Source organism: Rhodococcus sp. NPDC057529 (genome assembly GCF_042802055.1).
Lineage (GTDB): Bacteria > Actinomycetota > Actinomycetes > Mycobacteriales > Mycobacteriaceae > Rhodococcus_F.
On sequence record NZ_JBHVEY010000007.1, the window covers coordinates 247,399 to 264,851 of the forward strand.

The 17,453-nt window shown below is 68.9% G+C and carries 14 protein-coding genes, 1 tRNA gene and 1 other RNA gene; 9 read left to right on the forward strand and 7 right to left on the reverse strand.

Features of this window, described 5'->3' with window-relative positions:
• Window positions 1-47: 47 nt before the first annotated feature.
• From ACFU5V_RS16160 to ACFU5V_RS16170, 3 genes are all read right to left on the reverse strand, one after another.
• Window positions 48-1,007: an alpha/beta hydrolase gene (locus ACFU5V_RS16160; RefSeq protein WP_378700524.1), complete on the reverse strand. Its 960-nt coding sequence runs from the start codon at window positions 1,005-1,007 to the stop codon at window positions 48-50.
• 211 nt (window positions 1,008-1,218) lie between these two features.
• Window positions 1,219-1,306, reverse strand: a tRNA-Ser gene (locus tag ACFU5V_RS16165).
• A 59-nt stretch (window positions 1,307-1,365) separates the two neighbouring features.
• The gene (locus tag ACFU5V_RS16170; RefSeq protein WP_378700526.1) at window positions 1,366-1,860 is read right to left on the reverse strand and encodes a hypothetical protein; all 495 of its coding nucleotides are present in this window, start codon (window positions 1,858-1,860) and stop codon (window positions 1,366-1,368) included.
• Window positions 1,861-1,985: 125 nt separating this feature from the next.
• On the opposite strand from ACFU5V_RS16170, the gene ffs reads away from it, so the two are divergent.
• Together ffs and ACFU5V_RS16180 are read left to right on the forward strand one after the other, a co-directional pair.
• Window positions 1,986-2,080: signal recognition particle sRNA small type (gene ffs / locus ACFU5V_RS16175), an RNA gene on the forward strand.
• Between the two features lie 43 nt (window positions 2,081-2,123).
• Window positions 2,124-3,422 (forward strand): aminotransferase class I/II-fold pyridoxal phosphate-dependent enzyme, encoded by a 1,299-nt coding sequence (locus ACFU5V_RS16180; protein WP_378700528.1) that lies wholly within the window; start codon window positions 2,124-2,126, stop codon window positions 3,420-3,422.
• A gap of 51 nt (window positions 3,423-3,473) precedes the next feature.
• Here the strand turns inward: ACFU5V_RS16180 and ACFU5V_RS16185 are convergent, their stop codons facing one another.
• Both ACFU5V_RS16185 and fepB read right to left on the reverse strand, forming a co-directional pair.
• The gene (locus tag ACFU5V_RS16185) at window positions 3,474-4,301 is read right to left on the reverse strand and encodes a DUF1206 domain-containing protein (protein ID WP_378438593.1); all 828 of its coding nucleotides are present in this window, start codon (window positions 4,299-4,301) and stop codon (window positions 3,474-3,476) included.
• Between the two features lie 86 nt (window positions 4,302-4,387).
• Window positions 4,388-5,398 (reverse strand): Fe2+-enterobactin ABC transporter substrate-binding protein, encoded by a 1,011-nt coding sequence (gene fepB, locus ACFU5V_RS16190; protein ID WP_378700530.1) that lies wholly within the window; start codon window positions 5,396-5,398, stop codon window positions 4,388-4,390.
• Window positions 5,399-5,472: 74 nt separating this feature from the next.
• Between fepB and fes the strand changes: the two genes are divergently transcribed.
• Together fes and ACFU5V_RS16200 are read left to right on the forward strand one after the other, a co-directional pair.
• Window positions 5,473-6,705 (forward strand): enterochelin esterase, encoded by a 1,233-nt coding sequence (gene fes, locus ACFU5V_RS16195; RefSeq protein WP_378700532.1) that lies wholly within the window; start codon window positions 5,473-5,475, stop codon window positions 6,703-6,705.
• A gap of 78 nt (window positions 6,706-6,783) precedes the next feature.
• Window positions 6,784-7,377, forward strand: a complete 594-nt coding sequence (locus ACFU5V_RS16200) for an HhH-GPD-type base excision DNA repair protein (protein ID WP_378700534.1) — start codon at window positions 6,784-6,786, stop codon at window positions 7,375-7,377.
• Window positions 7,378-7,383: 6 nt separating this feature from the next.
• Here ACFU5V_RS16200 and ACFU5V_RS16205 read toward each other — a convergent pair whose 3' ends face one another.
• Entirely contained in the window at window positions 7,384-8,730 is a 1,347-nt protein-coding gene (locus tag ACFU5V_RS16205) for an ammonium transporter (RefSeq protein ID WP_378438600.1), read from the reverse strand.
• 210 nt (window positions 8,731-8,940) lie between these two features.
• Here ACFU5V_RS16205 and ACFU5V_RS16210 point away from each other — a divergent pair, with 210 nt between their 5' ends.
• The 5 genes from ACFU5V_RS16210 (at window position 8,941) to hutH (ending at window position 16,429) form a co-directional block, all read left to right on the forward strand.
• Window positions 8,941-11,187, forward strand: coding sequence for a DNA polymerase III subunit gamma and tau (locus ACFU5V_RS16210; protein WP_378700537.1), 2,247 nt, complete (start codon window positions 8,941-8,943; stop codon window positions 11,185-11,187).
• A 76-nt stretch (window positions 11,188-11,263) separates the two neighbouring features.
• The gene (locus ACFU5V_RS16215; RefSeq protein ID WP_378700539.1) at window positions 11,264-11,962 is read left to right on the forward strand and encodes a hypothetical protein; all 699 of its coding nucleotides are present in this window, start codon (window positions 11,264-11,266) and stop codon (window positions 11,960-11,962) included.
• A gap of 44 nt (window positions 11,963-12,006) precedes the next feature.
• On the forward strand, window positions 12,007-13,950 hold the full coding sequence (locus ACFU5V_RS16220; RefSeq protein WP_378700541.1) for a sensor histidine kinase: 1,944 nt from the start codon (window positions 12,007-12,009) through the stop codon (window positions 13,948-13,950).
• On the forward strand, window positions 13,947-14,621 hold the full coding sequence (locus tag ACFU5V_RS16225; protein WP_378700543.1) for a response regulator: 675 nt from the start codon (window positions 13,947-13,949) through the stop codon (window positions 14,619-14,621). Before ACFU5V_RS16220 ends, ACFU5V_RS16225 begins: the two co-directional genes overlap by 4 nt.
• A 260-nt stretch (window positions 14,622-14,881) precedes the next feature.
• The gene (gene hutH, locus ACFU5V_RS16230; RefSeq protein ID WP_378700545.1) at window positions 14,882-16,429 is read left to right on the forward strand and encodes a histidine ammonia-lyase; all 1,548 of its coding nucleotides are present in this window, start codon (window positions 14,882-14,884) and stop codon (window positions 16,427-16,429) included.
• A 55-nt stretch (window positions 16,430-16,484) separates the two neighbouring features.
• On the opposite strand, the gene ACFU5V_RS16235 is transcribed toward hutH, so the two are convergent.
• Complete coding sequence (locus ACFU5V_RS16235) at window positions 16,485-17,453, reverse strand: LysR family transcriptional regulator (RefSeq protein WP_378700547.1); 969 nt, start codon at window positions 17,451-17,453, stop codon at window positions 16,485-16,487.

The window sequence follows — 17,453 nt, forward strand, 5'->3', positions numbered from 1 at the left end:
AGATCGGGGGCCGCTGTGGCGGAGTTCAGGCGATCGGAACGCCTCGACTAGGACGTGCCGAGGGCGGGCGCGATCGTGCTGGCCCAGGACTCGTGCAGGCGGTCCTGCCAGTAGTTCCACGTGTGCAGGCCCTCGTCGGCGATGTGCGTCTGCACGTTGGCGCCCGCGGCCTTCGCCGCGGGGACGAAGGACCTGCTGCTCAGACCCGAGGCGGTCTCGAGGGGAACCGTCTGCGAGAACTTCACCGGGTCGAACGATTTGCTGTCCGGGTCGACCGTGGGATCTCCGGCAGCCGAACCGGCACCGGACGAGATGTAGACGGACTTGCCGCGCAGCGCGCCGACGTTGAGCAGCGGGTCGTTGCGGAGCCACGTCGCCGACGGCCAGAAGCCCCACATGTTCAGCGCGTTGCCGCCCATCTGGGCGACAGAAACCTGGATGCCCTGCGCGAAGCCGGGCGAGCTGGCCGTCGGGTACCCGCTGTAGGAGGCGACGGCCTTGTAGAAGTCGGGGTGGTGAGTGGCGAGGTTCAACGCGGAGGTGCCGCTCATCGACAGACCGGCGACCGCGTTGTTCACGCCGTCACTGCCGAACTGCGAAGCCATCACCGGGGGCAGCTCCTTGGTCAGGAAGGTCTCCCACTTCACGCGGCCCAGCTTCGGGTCGTCGCGCAGCCAGTCGGAGTAGAAGGTGCCGCCGCCGCCGAACGGGATGACCACGTTGACGTGCTTGCCGGCGAAGAAATTCTCCACGTCGGTCTCGATCAGCCAGCCGTTGTTGTCGTCCGGCGCGCGCAGACCGTCGAGCAGGTACAGCGTCGGCGCGGGACCGCCACCCGCGGCCTTGAGCACCTTGACGGGAATGTCCTTGTCCATCGACGGTGAGTACACCGAGATCAGGGCCGAGTCGGCATGCGCGATGCCGGTTCCGGCCAGTACGGACACGAGGCCCGATGCCAACACTGCGACCAGGCCCACGATCAGCGCGCGGGTGCGACGTATCGCCATCCGAATGTCCTTCTATCTCGTACCAGACACTGCACAGCGAACGCTGCACCGGAGACGATAACAGGGAGATAACGGGTTGTGCCCGTCGTGGCCTGGGATTCTCGGTGCGGACTGGTCTGCAGGCGGGCGCTCCGGGGGCGGCGGCGCCGGTGTGCCCGGGGATGCAAGAAACCCCTGCGAACCACTTTTCGGCGGTTCACAGGGGTTCCTGTGGCGGAGGATAGGGGATTTGAACCCCTGAGGGCGTTAACCCAACCCGCGTTCCAGGCGAGCGCCATAGGCCACTAGGCGAATCCTCCGTGGAGGAGCATACCCAACGACGACGGCTCACCGTTAAACGACCAGGTGGCCGCCGGTTCTACGCCCACTTCAGCTGTCCGAGGGCGTGCTCGGCGAGGGGCACGGACCGGTCGCAGGACGTGTCCGGGTTCCCGGTGGCGTCCAGACCGAATTTCGTCTCGATCGACAGGGTGCCCGCGTCGGTGGTGACCTCGAGGATGCACTGGTACTTGCTCTCGGCGAGCGCCCGGCCCTCGAGTCCGCCGACGGCGATCGTCCGCAGCGGATCGACCGGTTCCGGCGCGCTCGTGGTGGTGACGGTCACAGTGTTGAGCGCCTCGGGTTTGCCCCACGTGCACGCGCGACGTTCCGGGCTGTCGGTGGCGGTGCCCTCGCCGGCGCCTGCCGTCAGGAGCGGTGCGAGCGTCGCGTCGTCCGCGAGCGAGCACGGCTCGGCCGCGTCCCAGCCGACCGCATCGGACGTGGCCGCGTCTTCGCTGCTCCCACCGCACGCCGACAGTGCTGCGATGACGACGGCGAGGGCCGCTGCGTGTGCTGTCCTTCTGAGTTTCATCCCGATCCTTTGCCGACGGTGGCCGAATGCGGGGGCGACCGTAGCACTGGACGTGGTCTGACGTGCGGCGTCGACGCCCGGCCGGGGTGGATCCCGGTACTGGCACGGGGCCGTCTACACTCTGTGGTGGATCCCGCGCGGCGCGCATCCTGTGAACTCCCCCAGGGCCGGAAGGCAGCAAGGGTCAACGGGCTCTGCCGGGTGCGCGGGGTCCCCTATCTTTCGCATACCCGACCCACGACGTCGGTGAGAGGCCGCTCCTGATGACCAACCAGACCCAGATCGGGTTGATGAGCCATGAGGAACTACTTTCGGAGCATGAGCGCCAGACTGCGAGCTACGCGCAGCTGAAGACGGAGAAGCTCACTCTCGACCTCACCCGCGGGAAGCCCTCGCCCGAGCAACTGGATCTGTCGGCGGCGCTGCTGACGCTGCCCGGTGACGGCGACTTCCGCGACGGCAACGGCACCGACACCCGCAACTACGGCGGGCTCACCGGTCTGCCGGAACTGCGCGCCATCTTCGGTGAACTGCTCGGCATCCCCGTCGAGAACCTGCTCGCCGGCAACAACGCCAGCCTCGAGATCATGCACGACAACGTCGTGTTCGCCCTGCTGCACGGCACCCCCGACTCCCCGCGCCCCTGGGCGCAGGAGGAGAAGATCAAGTTCCTGTGCCCGGCACCCGGCTACGACCGGCACTTCGGGATCACCGAGACCTACGGCATCGAGATGATCCCGGTGCCGATGCGCCCGGACGGCCCCGACGTCGGCGTCATTTCCGAACTCGTCGCGAACGATCCGCAGATCAAGGGTCTGTGGGCCGTTCCCAACTACTCCAACCCCACGGGCGCGGTGTACTCGGAAGAGGTCACGCGGGCGCTGGCGTCGATGCCGGCCGCCGCCCCCGACTTCCGGCTGTTCTGGGACAACGCCTACGCGGTGCATCCGCTGGTCGGCGAGACGGCGCCGTCGCTGGACATCCTCGGGATGGCCGCGGAGGCGGGTCACCCCAACCGGCCGCTCGTGTTCGCGTCGACGTCGAAGATCACGTTCGCCGGTGCGGGCGTCAGCTTCTTCGGTTCCTCCACCGCGAACCTGGCCTGGTACCAGAAGTTCCTCGGCAAGAAGAGCATCGGCCCGGACAAGCTGAACCAGCTGCGTCACCTGCGGTTCTTCGGTGACGCCGACGGTGTCCGCGCCCACATGGAGAAGCACCGCGAGATCCTGGCGCCGAAGTTCGCGCTCGTCCTGAAGATCCTCGAGGACCGTCTCGGGGCGTCGAAGGTGGCGTCGTGGACGGAGCCGAAGGGCGGGTACTTCATCAGCCTGGACGTCATCGAGGGCACCGCGAAGCGCGTCATCGCCCTGGCGAAGGACGCGGGGATCGCGCTCACCGCCGCAGGATCGGCGTTCCCGTACGGAATCGACCCGGAAGACAAGAACATCCGGCTCGCGCCGAGCTTCCCCTCGATGGAGGATCTGGACAAGTCGATGAACGGTGTCGCGACGTGCGTGCTGCTCGCCGCCACCGAATCACGCCTGAACCTGCCGAAGTCCTAGTAGCCGACGTCCGGCCGCTCACCCTCGCCGGGTGAGCGGCCGGACGTGTCTCTACATCCTGGCGTAGCGCGCCATCACGAAGCTGTACAGCCCGTACGCGGCGATACCCAGTGCGGCGAGGACCAGGAGGAACTGCCCGAACGGCGCCGAGCCCAGGGTTTTCACCGCGCCGTCGAGGCCGGTGGCCTTGGACGGATCGGCGTTGACGACCGCCACGATCACCAGCAGGCCCGCACCCGCGATGACGAGGCCCTTGGCCACGTAGCCGACCACTCCGAGGGGCTCGACGAGTTTCGACGGGGTGCCCTTCAGGTCGTCCAGGAAATTCTTCGACGCGCCCTTGTAGACGTGGTACCCGCCGATCGCGATGGCGACGAGACCCACCACCACGAGCAGGATCTTGCCGCCCCCGGATTCCATGAGGCGTGCACTCATTCCGGCGTTCTGCTGACCGCTCGATTTCCCGCCGCCACTCGCGAACTGGTAGGCCGAGAACGCGAACGCGAAGTAGACGACGGCCAGGCCGAACGCTTTCGCCCGGTCGAGCAGCGACGTGTCGTCGTCGGACTGCTCGGTGGCGTGCGGGCCGAGAACTGTCTCGGCGAGCCGCCACAACGCCATCGCGATGAACGCGACCATCGCCACCCACAACGCGAACCGGCCGCCGGGCTCGGCGGCCAGCGTGCCGAGGGCCCCGGACTGATCGGCGTTGCCGCCGCTGCCGAACGCCAGCTGAACGATGATGTACGCGATCAGCAGGTGGACGAAACCGCTCATCACGTGGCCCGCCCGCGCGACCCGCTCGAAAGTGGTGCTGTCGGTTGCCCTGTCCACGGCACGGCTCATCCCGCTGGCTCGATTCGTTTCGTTCTGGGCCATCGGATGTCCTTCGGTATCGTGGGAATGGACCGGAGTCCCGTGACGTAGAGGTACCCGGTCCGGGCCGCGCCGACACGGACCGGGCGCTATCGCACTGCGTTCGTGACCCGGTCGATCAGGTTGGTGGCGCTGTAGTAGTCGAGGCGGAAACTGTCCTTCCCGAGCGCGATCACCTGCTTCTTCTCGACGGACGGCGTCTGCTGCAAGGTCGGATCCGCGAGAAGCCTGTCGACGTCCTCTGATTCACCGATCACGATGAACGTGGTGTTGCCCGGCACCGCCCGCGGCAGGTTCTCCTGCCCGGCGGGCACGACGTCCTTGCGGCCTGCCATGATGCCCTTGTCGGCGGAACTGATGTCGGCGGGCAGCTCGGCGAGCGAGAATCCGAGGCGTTCGAGCAGTATGCCCTGCGCCGATTCGGCGGTGAAGATCCGCGACTCCTCGGGCGAGTTGTAGGCGAGCACGTTCACCGGGTTCGCCGCGGCGACCTTGTCGCCGAGCGCCGACCTGGCGTCGTCGAGCTGCCGGTCGAACTTCGCGACGAGCGCGTCGGCCTGCTGCTCGGCCCCGATGGCCGCGGCGATCTGCCCGCTGAGGTCCTGCCACGACTTGTCGTCGTAACGGAGCACCACGACGGGCGCGATCTGCCGCAGCGTGTCCACCTGATCGACGGCCGAGTCGCCGCCCGTGGCGGACACGAAGATGAGGTCCGGGTCGGCGGCTGTGATCTTCTCGACGTTGGGTTCGCCCTGGTAGAGCGACTCGACGCCGCGTTCGTCGGCGATATCCGCCCACTGCGTGAACAGGCCGTTCTCGTCGGTCACGTCGCTCGGTCGCTGGGCGCCGGTGCCGATCAGGGGCGCGTCGAGGGCGAGCAGTGAGCCGGTGAGGGTGACGCTGGTGGACACGATCCGCTCGGGTTCGTGGTCGATCGTGACGCTGCCGGTCTCGTCGGTGACGGTGCGGGGCCAGCTCTGGTCGGACGCGGCGGCGGCGCCGGTGGCCGCGGTCTCGGTGGCGGGATCGGACGAGCACGCGGCCGCGCCGATCCCGACGGCCAGGACAGCGACGGTTGCCAGTGAGCGACGAAGTTTCACGGTTGGGGACTCTCTTTCGCACGGGTAAGGAATGCGACTTAGGCTAGCCTTACCTACGGTCGAATGGGGGATGGATGCTGAAACGGGTGCCCGGACCGGAGCGCCGCGTCGTGCGCACACGGGCGATCGACGACCTGGCACCCGACGCCGTCCCGGCGTTCTGGGACCGCCTCGCCGCAGCGGGCAGCCCCCTCGTCGAACGGGACGGGGCCGACCGCGGCTGCGTGATCGCGACGTTCTGCTGGCGGGACCCCGAGGGCGGCGAACGCGGGTCGCGCACGCGGCACGTCTACCTCGACGCCAACGGAATCACCGACCGCTCCCGGCCGGAACGGGCCGCGCTGTCGCGGCTCCCCGGCACCGACCTGTGGTCGCTGTCGATCGAGGTGCCCGAGAACTGGCGTGGCGCCTACCGATTCATTCCCCGGACGGAACCACTGACCCGTCCCGGCGACGGCACCCCGGGCTGGCAGTGGTGGCGGAACGTACTCGCCGGCGCACGGTTCGACCCGTTCAACTCACTGCCCACCCGAGCGGCACAGGCAGGTGACTGCTCCGAGGGGGTGATGCCCGCGGCGCCCGCGCAGCGCTGGTGGACGGACCGGCCCGGCCGCGGCGAACTCCACGAGACGACGTTCACGCTGTCGGGGACACCACGGTCGGTGTGGGTCTACGAACCACCCGGACTCGCCGCCGGATCCCGTCCGGTGGTGGTGCTGCTCGACGGCCGGACGTGGGCGGTCGACCTGCCGATCGCGGGTGCCGTCGACGCGCTCGGACCTGCCGGTCACCGGGTTCCGCTCGTCGTGATGGTCGACAGCGTCGGGCCCGGGCTGCGATCCGAGGAACTGGGCTGCAGCCCCGCGTTCGCCGCGGGTCTCACCGGCGAACTGCTCCCGTGGCTGCGGCGGGACCGGGCCGTCACCGACGACCCGGCGTCGACGATCGTGGCCGGCTGCAGCCTGGGCGGATTGACGGCCTGCCACCTCGCGCTGACGGCGCCGGACGTCTTCGGGTGCGCCGTCAGCCTGTCCGGGTCGTTCTGGTGGCCGGGATCCGGGCCGGGAGTCCCGTTCCAGGACTGCGTCCGCGCCGCCGCCCCGTCGCGCAGTCGGTTCAGCCTGGAGGTCGGGGCGCTCGAATGGATGCTCGTCGAACCCAACCGCGAAGTCCGAGACCTGCTCGCCGGCACCGGCCACGACGTGCGGTACCGCGAGTTCTGCGGGGGTCACGACGCGCTGCACTGGCGTGACGGACTCGTCGCCGGCGTGGCCTCGATGCTGGGTTACGCACCGGTAATGCAGTGATGTGGATAACTCTGTGAATAGACCGCGCGTCGCCGTGAAGGGCGTACCCGCCCCACCGCGGGATGGCAGGATCGAACCATGGCACGCACGCTGAACCTGGTAGGGGATCCGGACGCCGACGCACTCCTCGCGAGTGACCCGCTGGCGTTGCTCATCGGGATGCTGCTCGATCAGCAGGTTCCGATGGAGACGGCGTTCGCGGGCCCCAAGAAACTCGACGACCGGATCGGCGGCCTCGAGGTGCACCGCATCGCGGAGATGGATCCGGAAGCGTTCGCGGCCGTCTGCTCGCAGACCCCCGCCGTCCACCGGTTCCCCGGATCGATGGCCACCCGCATCCAGTCGTTGTGCGCGTTCCTCGTCGAGAACTACGACGGCAGCGTCGAGGCGTTGTGGACGAACGGCGACCCCGACGGCAAAGAAGTGCTGAAACGGTTGAAGGCGCTGCCGGGGTACGGCGACCAGAAGGCACGCATCTTCCTGGCGCTGCTCGGCAAGCAGGTCGGAGTCGAGCCGAAGGGCTGGCGCGAAGCGGCAGGCGACTACGGCACCGAAGGGTCCCGGCGTTCGATCGCCGACGTCGTGGACGACAAGAGTCTCCACGAGGTCCGCGAGTTCAAGAAGGCCGCGAAGGCCGACGCGAAGAAGGCGGCGGCAGCGAAGAAGAAGTAGCCGCCGCTACTCCGTATCGTCTCGGTTCTGCTTCCGTTCCGCGTCGAGTTGCCGCCTGCGTTCGGCCTCGTGCATCCACGGGAAGACGCTGTTGCCCTGGCCGCCGCCGATGGGTCCGTGCCCGAGCACGCCGTGTTCGTACGCGGACTCGGCGTGCAGCGCCAGGTCGATGCCGGAGGACTCGTCCTCGGCGCTGACCCGGAACCCGAAGATCCGGTCGATCAGCTTGCCCAGCCCATATGTCACGCCGAACGCGTAGAGGGCGACGACCACCACGGCCAGCACCTGCTTGCCGAGTTGCGCGAACCCGCCCCCGTACAGCAGGCCTTCGGCTCCGCCCGTCATCACCTCGGTGGCCAGCAGTCCGATCAGGATCGTGCCGACGATGCCGCCCATCAGGTGGACTCCCACGACGTCGAGCGAGTCGTCGTATCCGAGCCGGAACTTCCAGCCGACGGCGAACGAGCAGACCACACCGGCGACCGCGCCGACGATCACCGCGCCGACCATGCTCACGGTGCCGCACGACGGGGTGATCGCGACCAGCCCGGCGACGACACCGGACGCCGCACCGAACGTCGTCGGGTGACCGTCGCGCTTCTGCTCGACGAGGAGCCAGCCGAGCAGACCGGTGCACCCGGCGACGAGGGTGTTCAGGAAGATCGCGGCGGCGGTGCCGTCGGCGGCGAGCGCGGAACCGGCGTTGAAACCGAACCAGCCGAACCAGAGCAGGCCGACACCGAGCAGCACCAGCGGAAGGTTGTGGGGGCGCATCGACTCGGACTTGAATCCGAGCCGCGGGCCCAGGACCAGGGCCAACGCCAGACCCGACGCGCCGGACACGATCTCGACGACCAGTCCGCCCGCGTAGTCGAGGGCGCCGAACTGCGCGATCCAGCCCTGCGGGTTCCACACCCAGTGCGCGACGGGTGCGTAGACGACGAGGGCCCAGACGGGCACGAAGATCATCCAGGCCGAGAACTTGGCCCGGTCGGCGATCGCACCGCTGATCAGCGCGGCGGTGATGATCGCGAATGTCAGCTGGAACGTGGCGAACAGGATCTCGGGGACCTGCCCGTGGACGGTGGTCGGGTCGATGCCCGCCATCCCCAGGTGCTCGAGCCCGCCGATCAGTCCGCCGCCGATGTCGTCGCCGAAGATGAGGGAGTACCCGGCCACCAGCCAGGCGACCGTGACGAGCGCGATCGACACGAAGCTCATCATGATCATGTTCAGTACGCCGGTGGAGCGGACCATTCCGCCGTAGAACAGGGCGAGCCCCGGGGTCATCAGCAGGACCAGCGCGGTACTGATCAGAAGCCAGGCGGTTGCTCCGGCGTCGATTGCAGGCACGACATTCTCCTCACACACCCGGACGAAACCCGGTGCGGAAATTCACGATGGCCGCGGGCCGTTTCGACCGTGATGCCGATGCGTTGCGAACGTGTTACGCAATCCGGTCAGGTCCGGACTTCTGCCTGTGAGTAGGGCCCCGAGCGGGCGCCGAGCAGGCGCTTCGACCACCCGGGCCGGACTGTCGGGGACCGCCGGTAGTCTTTCCGCGTGGCCCTGTACCGGAAGTACCGACCCGCATCCTTCGCCGAGGTGGTGGGGCAGGAGCACGTCACCGAACCACTGAGCACTGCTCTCGACGCCGGACGGATCAACCACGCGTATCTGTTCTCCGGTCCCCGCGGCTGTGGCAAGACGTCGTCTGCCCGCATCCTCGCCCGATCGCTGAACTGCGTGGAGGGCCCGACCTCGACGCCGTGCGGTCAGTGCCCCTCGTGCGTGGCGCTCGGCCCCGGCGGGTCGGGCAACCTCGACGTCACCGAACTAGACGCCGCCAGCCACGGTGGCGTCGACGACACCCGTGAGCTGCGTGACCGCGCGTTCTACGCGCCCGCCGAGTCCCGGTACCGGGTGTTCATCGTGGACGAGGCCCACATGGTCACCACGGCGGGTTTCAACGCCCTCCTCAAGATCGTGGAGGAGCCGCCGGAGCACCTCATCTTCATCTTCGCCACCACCGAACCCGAGAAGGTGCTGCCGACCATCCGTTCGCGCACCCATCACTACCCGTTCCGGCTGCTCGCGCCTGCGACGATGCGCGGGTTGCTGGAGAAGATCTGCCTGCAGGAGAGTGTGCCGGTCGCCGACCCGGTATATCCGCTGGTCATCCGCGCCGGCGGCGGGTCCCCGCGTGACTCGCTGAGCATCCTCGACCAGCTCCTCGCCGGCGCAGGCGACGAGGGCGTCACCTACCCGCGCGCCCTCGCGCTGCTCGGCGTCACCGACGTCGCGCTGATCGATGACGCCGTGGACGCGCTCGCCGCCGGCGACGGTGCCGCGCTGTTCGGGACGGTCGACCGCGTCATGGACGCCGGGCACGATCCGCGCCGCTTCGCCGTCGACCTGCTCGAGCGCCTGCGCGACCTCATCCTGATGCAGGCCGTCCCCGACGCCGCCGAACGCGGCCTGGTGGACGCTCCCGGCGACGTGCTCGAGCACATGCGCGCCCAGGTCCAGCGGATCGGTCCCGCGACGCTCACCCGCTTCGCCGAGGTGATGCACGCCGGGCTGGGTGAGATGCGCGGCGCCACCGCCCCGCGACTGCTGCTCGAAGTGATGTGCGCCCGGATGCTGTTGCCCTCGGCCTCCGATGCGGAGTCGGCCGTGCTGCAGCGACTCGAACGCGTCGAGCGCGGACTTCCGCCCGCAGGCTCCGCGCCGGTCGCCGCCGTAGCCGAGCGGCCCGCGGCAGCACCGGATCGCGCGCCGCAACGGCCCGCCGAACCGGAACCGGAGCCGAGGTTCCAGCGACCGTCGATGCGCCAGGCCGCGGCCGCCACCGTGCCGCCGCCGCCCGAGCCGGAACCCGAACCGATGCCGAAGCCGGTTCCGGAGCCCGCGCCTGCCCCCGTTCCCGAACCGGAGCCGACGCCGCAGCCCGAACCGACACCCGTTCCGGAGCCGACGCCGGTGCCCGCGCCGACGCCCGAGCCCGAGCCCGCGCCTGAGCCCGAGCCCGAGCCCGAGCCTGAGCCTGAGCCCGAGCCCGAGCCTGAGCCCGAACCCGAGCCGACTCCCGAACCGGAACCCGAGCCGACTCCCGAACCCGAGGTGGAGGCGGCACCCGCCGCATCGGCCGGTCCGGATGCCGCCGCACTGCGGGAAGCCTGGAATTCGCTGCGCGAGAAGGTGAGCCAGCGGAACAAGATCCTGCCCGCGATGTTGTCGGCCGCGACGGTGCACGACGTGCAGGGCAACCGCCTGATCCTGGCGCACCCGGTCCCCAACCTCGGCGCTCGGATCGCGTCCCCGCACAACGCCCAGGTGATCACCGAGGTGCTGTCCGAGATGTTCGGCGGCACCTGGGAAGTGGAGTATCAGGCCGGTGCCCCGACGGCGCCGCCCCCACCGGTCGCGAAGGCCGCTGCGGCGCCGACGAAGCCGGCAGGCGCACCCCGGTTCTCCCGGCCCAGCCAGGAGCGGGCTGCGCAGCGCCCGCCTCAGCAGCAGTCCGACGCACGGAGCACCGATGCCGGTCCGGGTGCGGCGCAGGCACGTCCGTCGTCCGAACCGGACGACGACATTCCGCCGCCGGAGGCACCGGACTACCCGGACGATCCCGGGCCGATCGACTACGAGGCTTCGGCGTCGACGCCGCCCGTCTCCACACCCGAGGACGAAGAAGAAATGTTCAAGGAGGCGGCGGAACCCGCCGACCCCGCGACTCGCCGCGACCCCGAGGATGTGGCGTTCGAACTGCTCAAGGACATGCTCGGGGCCAAGAAGCTCGAAGGCTGAACCGGACGGCGCGGTCCCGCCACATCGGGACATCCGCCCCTGGTGCCCGGGACGCCGGGTGCCCGATCGTCGTCTCATGAGCACAGTGAATGTTCCAGACGGCGTGCAGAACGAGGTCCCGGCGACCGCGCGGCCGCGAAGCGGCCGGTGGTGGGCGTACGTCGGGGTCGTCGCCGGCGTGGCCGGAATCGTCGGCATCCAGGCGAGCATGTCGGTCGACGCCGTGTACGTGGAGGCGGCGGCCGGTGACGCGGTCGCGATCATGAACGGTCTCGCCGGACAGCGCACCGGAATCCTGGTGATGCACGTGGCGATCATGACCGCGGCGCTGCTGATCCTCGTCTTCGCCGCCGGGCTGTCCCAGCGGCTGCGGGCAGCGTTGCCCGCCGAGAGCATCCTGCCCTCGGTCGCGGCGTTCGGGCTGGTCCTGACATCGGCGGCGTGCCTGCTGGGGACCGGGCTGACCACCGAGCTGGTGTTCGGACTCGGTGACACGAGCCGGCTGGTGCCGGAGTTCGCGGTGGTCGGCGGCCACTGGATGGGCACCATTCCGTGGCTGTGGGCGGGCGCGGGGGTCAGCGCGCTGGTGGTGGCCGTCGCGTTGCTCCGCGGGCACGCGGGACCGCGGTGGATCGGCTGGGTCAGCCTGGTGCTGGGACTGGTGACCGCCGTCATCGGCGTCTCACCGCTGCAGTATCTCGCGGGGTTCACCGGGCCGCTGTGGGTGCTGGTGAGCGCGATCGGGTTCGCTTTCGCCGACACCGCGCGCGAGTAGGGGAGATACTCGTTCGCACCATGGCGAAGCAGAAGGACACTCCGATGACCGAGGGGTCGGCAGGTGCGGGCGGTGCGCCCGTACCCGCTGCCGTCATGGCGGTGTCCGCGTGGATCCTGGTCGTGCTGTCGGTGGTGGCGTTCGTCCGGGCCGATCCGGGCATCGATTCGAATCAGCTGTTCTTCCTGGTCGACGTCGTCGGGGCGGCGGTCTACGGGACCGTGGCCGGTGTCGTGCTCGCGCGGCGAGTGCACCCGGTGCCGATCATCATGGGGCTCACCGCGATCGGCGTGGGTCTCGCCGCACTCGGCTACAGCTACTCGCAACTCGCGGCCGTGCGTCCGGGGCTGCCGTGGGTCGACGTGCTGTCGCCGTTGCAGAACACGGCGTGGATTCCCGGGACGCTCAGCCTGTTCCTGATCGTGCCGTGGCTGATCCGCGACCATCCGCTCGGCGCCGGCGCGAAACTCGGCGTCCTCGCCGGTGTCGCCGCGACGGCCTGGTACTTCTGGTCCCGCACGTTCACCGAGATCCCCGCGGTCTGGCAGATCGTGCCCGTCCTCGTGGTCGGTTTCGCGGCTGCCGCGGACTGCGGGTGGCGGTGGCGTCACGGTCCACCCCGCGAGCGGGTGGGTCTCGGGTGGATGTGCCTCGGCACGGGGCTGATGACGGGCGCGTACATTCCGCTGGTGCTGCCGGCGTCGCTGCCGGGGCTGTGGGTGCTCAACCCGTTGGTGCACTTGGCGGTTCAGGCCTTCTACCCGGTCGCGATCCTGGTGTGCATCCTGCGTCAGCGCATGTGGGGGCTGAACCTGGTCGTCAGCCGCGCGACGGTGGCCGGCACCCTCACCGTCGCGCTGCTGGTGCTGTACGTGGTGGTGGCGACGGCCGTGACGGCCCTGCTGCCCGACGGCGATTCGGTGGGGGCGCAGGTGGTCGCGGCGGGTGTCGTCGCCGTCGCGGTGCAGCCGGTGCGGTTGTGGCTGCAGCGGCGGGTGCACCGCCTGGTGTACGGCGAGGGCGAGGATCCGGCGCGGGCCGTTCGCACCCTCGGCAGGCAGTTCGGCAGCGCCGAGACGCCGGAACAACTCCTCGAGGGTCTGGCTGCCGGCGTCGGCGTCGCGTTGCGGCTCGAATCCGTGTCCGTGCGGCGCGCCGGCGGGGTTGCCGCGGTGTGGGGTTCGGCGACCGGACATGCCGAGTCGGTGGAGTTGGTGCACCGCGGTGCGGTGCTGGGGACGATGGTCGTGACGGCGCCGCCGGGGGAGTCGCTGGGGGCGCGCACCCGCCGGTCGCTCACCGAACTGTCGGCGGTGGTGACGGCCGGTCTCGTCGTGCTGCAGTCGGCGGAGAACCTGCAGGAGGCGCGGCGTCGGCTGGCGTCCGTGCGGCTGGAGGAGCGGCAGATGATTCGCCGCGAACTGCACGACGGGCTGGGGCCGTCGCTGGCGGGCATCCGGCTGGGCCTGCAGGGCGCCCGGAATCTGCTCGGTTCGGATCCGGTCGCCGCCGCGGAACTCATCGACGCGCTGCAGGAGCAACTCGACCATCAGGTGGAGGGCGTCCGGCAGCTGTCGCGCAGCATGTTCCCGCCGGTGCTCGACGAACTCGGACTGGTCCCGGCGCTGCACGAACTGGCGGCCAGCCAGTCGCGCAGCGGGTTCCAGCTGCGGGTGCAGGCCGATCCGCCGCCGAGGCTGGGCGCGGAGATCAGCGCCGCGGCGTACGGGATCGTCGTCGAGGCGGTCACCAACGCGCGCAGGCACAGCGGTGCCGACGGCTGCCGGGTCGACGCCACGTTCGCTCCGGAGGTGCTGACGGTCGTCATCCACGACGACGGGTGCGGGTTCGATCCGGCCGGGGGCGGCGGCGTCGGCACCCGGTCGATGCGCGAGCGGGCGCACGAACTCGGCGGCACGCTGCACATCGAATCCGGCCGTCCGACAGGCACGGTGGTGACCGCCCGGTTACCGTTGACCGCATCATGAGCGCGGGCACCACGAATTCCACCACCTCGTCCATCCGGGTAGCCGTCGTCGACGACCACCCGGTGTTCCGGCTGGGCATGGTCGCGTTGCTGTCGACGCTCGACGGCATGGAGGTGGCCGTACAGGCCAGTTCCGTCGCCGAGGCGCTCGACGTCGTGGACGGCGACGTCGACGTGGTGCTGATGGATCTCGAACTCGGCGACGGTTCGGGGGTGGACGCCACCCGGCGACTCGTCGAGCGGCACCCCGCCCTGCGGGTGCTCGTCGTGACGATGCACGAGGACGACGAATCGCTGGTCGCGTCGGTGCGCGCCGGGGCGCGCGGCTACCTGGTGAAGGGGGCCGATCCGGGGGAGGTCGAACGGGCCGTCCGGGCGGTCGCCAACGGGGAGGTGATCCTCGGCGCCGCGGTCGCGGCCCGCGCGATGAGCTTCATGGCCGCCTCGCGCCGGATGGAGCCCACGGTGTTTCCGGAACTCACCGACCGCGAACGGGAGGTCCTCGACCTCGTCGCCCGCGGCTACGACAACGCGAGCATCTCGCGCAGACTCGTGCTGAGCCCGAAGACGGTGCGCAACCACGTGTCGAACGTGCTCGCCAAGCTCGGTGTGCCCGACCGTCCCGCCGCCATCGTCCGGGCACGGGACGCGGGCCTCGGCGTCGACACCTGAGGCGCCGGGGTCGTGGTGGGGACGTAGTCGACTATCTCGGCGTGATCTTGCAGGTCACCTGCTGGAGCCGTTGTGGCCACCAACCTGCGGTCGCGCCTCCGTCGAGCGTAATGGCATGCATTAGTAATGTTCATAAAGATGTCGCAGTTAATCAAATAGTGTCAACCTTCGGGACGGGTGCTGGCTCGAGGCCAATTGCACCGGAACGCCAACGTCACCGACTGCTATGTCGCATCCATGGAGTCCGAAGGAGATCGCTGATGACGATCCATGCTCAAGAAATCGCCACCGTCGCATTGGGTGACGGCGAGATAACCATCGAGGAGTTCGTCGCGGTGGCGCGCTTCGGTGCGCGCGTGACCTTCACGCCGTCGTACGGCGAGCGGGTCCGGCGATCACGCAAGTTGATCGAGCGGTTTCTGTCCGAGAATCGGCTGATTTACGGCGTCACCACCGGCTTCGGGGACAATGTCACCGAGGTGATCTCCCCGGAGGACGCCGAGACACTGCAGCGCAATATCGTGCTCTCGCATGCGGTGTCGGTGGGTGAGCCGCTGTCGGTGGAGGTGGTTCGGGCAATTCAGTTGATGATGCTGGTCGGACTCGGGCAGGGCTATTCCGGGACCAGCCTCGAGGTGCTCTACCTCATCCGGGACCTGCTCAACAACCGGATCACGCCGGTCGTGCCCGGTGACGGCTCGGTCGGCTACCTCGGCCCCGAAGCCCACATGGCCCGGGTTCTCCTCGGCGAGGGCCGCGTGCTGGTCGACGACGTCGAGGTTTCGGCATCAGCCGCGCTGCAGCGATTCGGCCTGAGTCCGGTGACCCTGGGCTGCAAGGAAGGCCTGACGCTGACCAACGGCACCCACTCGGTGACCGCAATCGGCGTACTCCTCGCCTACGATGCGGCGCGCGCTGCCACGGTGGCCGACACCGCGGCCGCGTTGTCTCTCGAGGCACTCAAGGGGACGATCAAGGCATACGACCCGCGTCTGCAGGCAATGAAGAAGCATCCCGAACAGGCTGCGGTCGCACACAATGTCCGGCGAATCCTCGAGGGCAGCGCGATAGTCGCCAAGTACCGCGACTATCGCGTTCAGGACACCTACAGCCTGCGCGGCATCCCGCAGATCCACGGAGGAGCACGACGTGCACTCAAAGACGCGATCGACGTCGTTCGGGACGAACTGCACTCTGTCGGCGACAATCCGGTCGTCATTCCGGAGAACGACGACGGTATCGCCCTGATGGGCGCCAACTTCGACAGCACGTTCGTCGGCATCCAAGCCGATCTGATGGCCACCGCGCTCACCGTGCTTGCCAAGATATCCGAACGCCGCACCGACCGCATGGTCAACAGCAACTTCAGTAGACTGCCTGCCTTCCTCTCCCCGAGTCCGGGATTGAACAACGGCTACATGATCGCCCAGTACACCGCGGCCGCGTTGTACATGGAGATGAAGACCTCCTGCCAGCCCGCGTCGGTCGATTCGGTGCCCACCTGTGCGAATCAGGAGGACCCGGTGAGCAATGCGTACCTGGCGGTGACGAAGGCCTACCGGATCGTCGGCAAACTCCGCTACGTGCTGGCGATCGAACTGATGTGTGCGGCGCAGGCCCACGAATTCCTCGGTCCCGAAGAGGGTTCCACCGCGTCCCAGGCGGTACGCCGTGCGATCCGAGAGGTCGCACCCCGTGTGGACGCGGACCGCTTCTTCGGTGACGACATCGAGCAGATCGAACGCCTGGTGTACGACGGCACCATCCTGAGGTCGGTGGAATCGGTTGTCGGCAGCCTGGAGTTCTGACCGGTCCCGACGGTCGCGATGACGGTGGTAGGCCCGCGTGGCGGGCCTACCACCGTTATTGCTTTGTCCCGCTGCGTGGAGCACCGTTTCCCAGCGCCGCTCGCATATGGATCTCCTCCTCGTTCGCGGCTGCGTGAGCGAGGTCGATGAAGGCATGAGCCGCCGGGATCTGGTACCGATCACGATGCCAGGCGATACCCACGATCCGCCGGCTCACACCGGAGATCTGCAGGACCCGAAGACCGTCCCGATGAGGATCGACCGACAGCCACGGGATCACCGCGGCTCCCACCCCTTCCGCTGCCAGGCCGAGAATGGTGCCATTGTCGTTGGACCGGAACACCATCTGCCCGGCCAGTGCCGGGTGCCCGAGCCGATTCTCGATCAGGTGCGCCTCCCGGATCTGCGCGTAGCTGATCAAAGGGATGCGGGCCAGATCTTTCGGGGTCACCGTGCCGGTACCGCGGCCGAGTGGTGAATCATCCCGTACCGCAACCACATACGGATCTTCGAGAAGCTCCTCCGAGTCGAACGGGCCCGGAGGCAACGGCGCGACGACGAAACTCAGGTCGAGCTCCCCCCGTTCGACCTGTGCGAGTAGTTCCCCGTCGTCCTCGTTCTCCACCAACTGCACATTCACGCCGGGGAACTGGGCGAGAAATTCCCGCATCACCCGGGGCAGAATCCGCACACCGACGCTCTGGTAGCAGCCGATCCGCAGAGTTCCCGCGGTGCCGTCGTCCAACGCGTCGAGGTCGGCGGCCGCACTGGTCAGGCGGGCGACGATCGCTTCGGCGTGCCGCAGCAGGACCTTGCCGGCCGGAGTCAGCGACACCGCCCGGGAACCACCCGGCCGCTCCACCAACTGGTGTCCGATGCCGCGTTCGAGCCGGGCGATCTGCTGACTGACCGCGGACTGGGTATAGCCGAGACGCTCGGCGGCACGGCTGAACGAGGCATCGCGGTGCACCGCGATGAGGGCTGCCAGATAACGCAGTTCGATGGTGTGGAGGTCTCGGCTCAC

Excerpts from the sequence above, each read along its gene's own strand:
- ACFU5V_RS16185 (WP_378438593.1), bottom strand. The coding sequence starts at position 4,301 with ATGGCCCAGAACGAAACGAATCGAGCCAGCGGGATGAGCCGTGCCGTG.
- ACFU5V_RS16160 (WP_378700524.1), bottom strand. The coding sequence starts at position 1,007 with ATGGCGATACGTCGCACCCGCGCGCTGATCGTGGGCCTGGTCGCAGTG.
- ACFU5V_RS16225 (WP_378700543.1), top strand. The coding sequence starts at position 13,947 with ATGAGCGCGGGCACCACGAATTCCACCACCTCGTCCATCCGGGTAGCC.
- ACFU5V_RS16215 (WP_378700539.1), top strand. The coding sequence starts at position 11,264 with ATGAGCACAGTGAATGTTCCAGACGGCGTGCAGAACGAGGTCCCGGCG.
- ACFU5V_RS16180 (WP_378700528.1), top strand. The coding sequence starts at position 2,124 with ATGACCAACCAGACCCAGATCGGGTTGATGAGCCATGAGGAACTACTT.
- ACFU5V_RS16200 (WP_378700534.1), top strand. The coding sequence starts at position 6,784 with ATGGCACGCACGCTGAACCTGGTAGGGGATCCGGACGCCGACGCACTC.
- ACFU5V_RS16220 (WP_378700541.1), top strand. The coding sequence starts at position 12,007 with ATGACCGAGGGGTCGGCAGGTGCGGGCGGTGCGCCCGTACCCGCTGCC.
- hutH (WP_378700545.1), top strand. The coding sequence starts at position 14,882 with ATGACGATCCATGCTCAAGAAATCGCCACCGTCGCATTGGGTGACGGC.
- ACFU5V_RS16170 (WP_378700526.1), bottom strand. The coding sequence starts at position 1,860 with ATGAAACTCAGAAGGACAGCACACGCAGCGGCCCTCGCCGTCGTCATC.
- fes (WP_378700532.1), top strand. The coding sequence starts at position 5,473 with ATGCTGAAACGGGTGCCCGGACCGGAGCGCCGCGTCGTGCGCACACGG.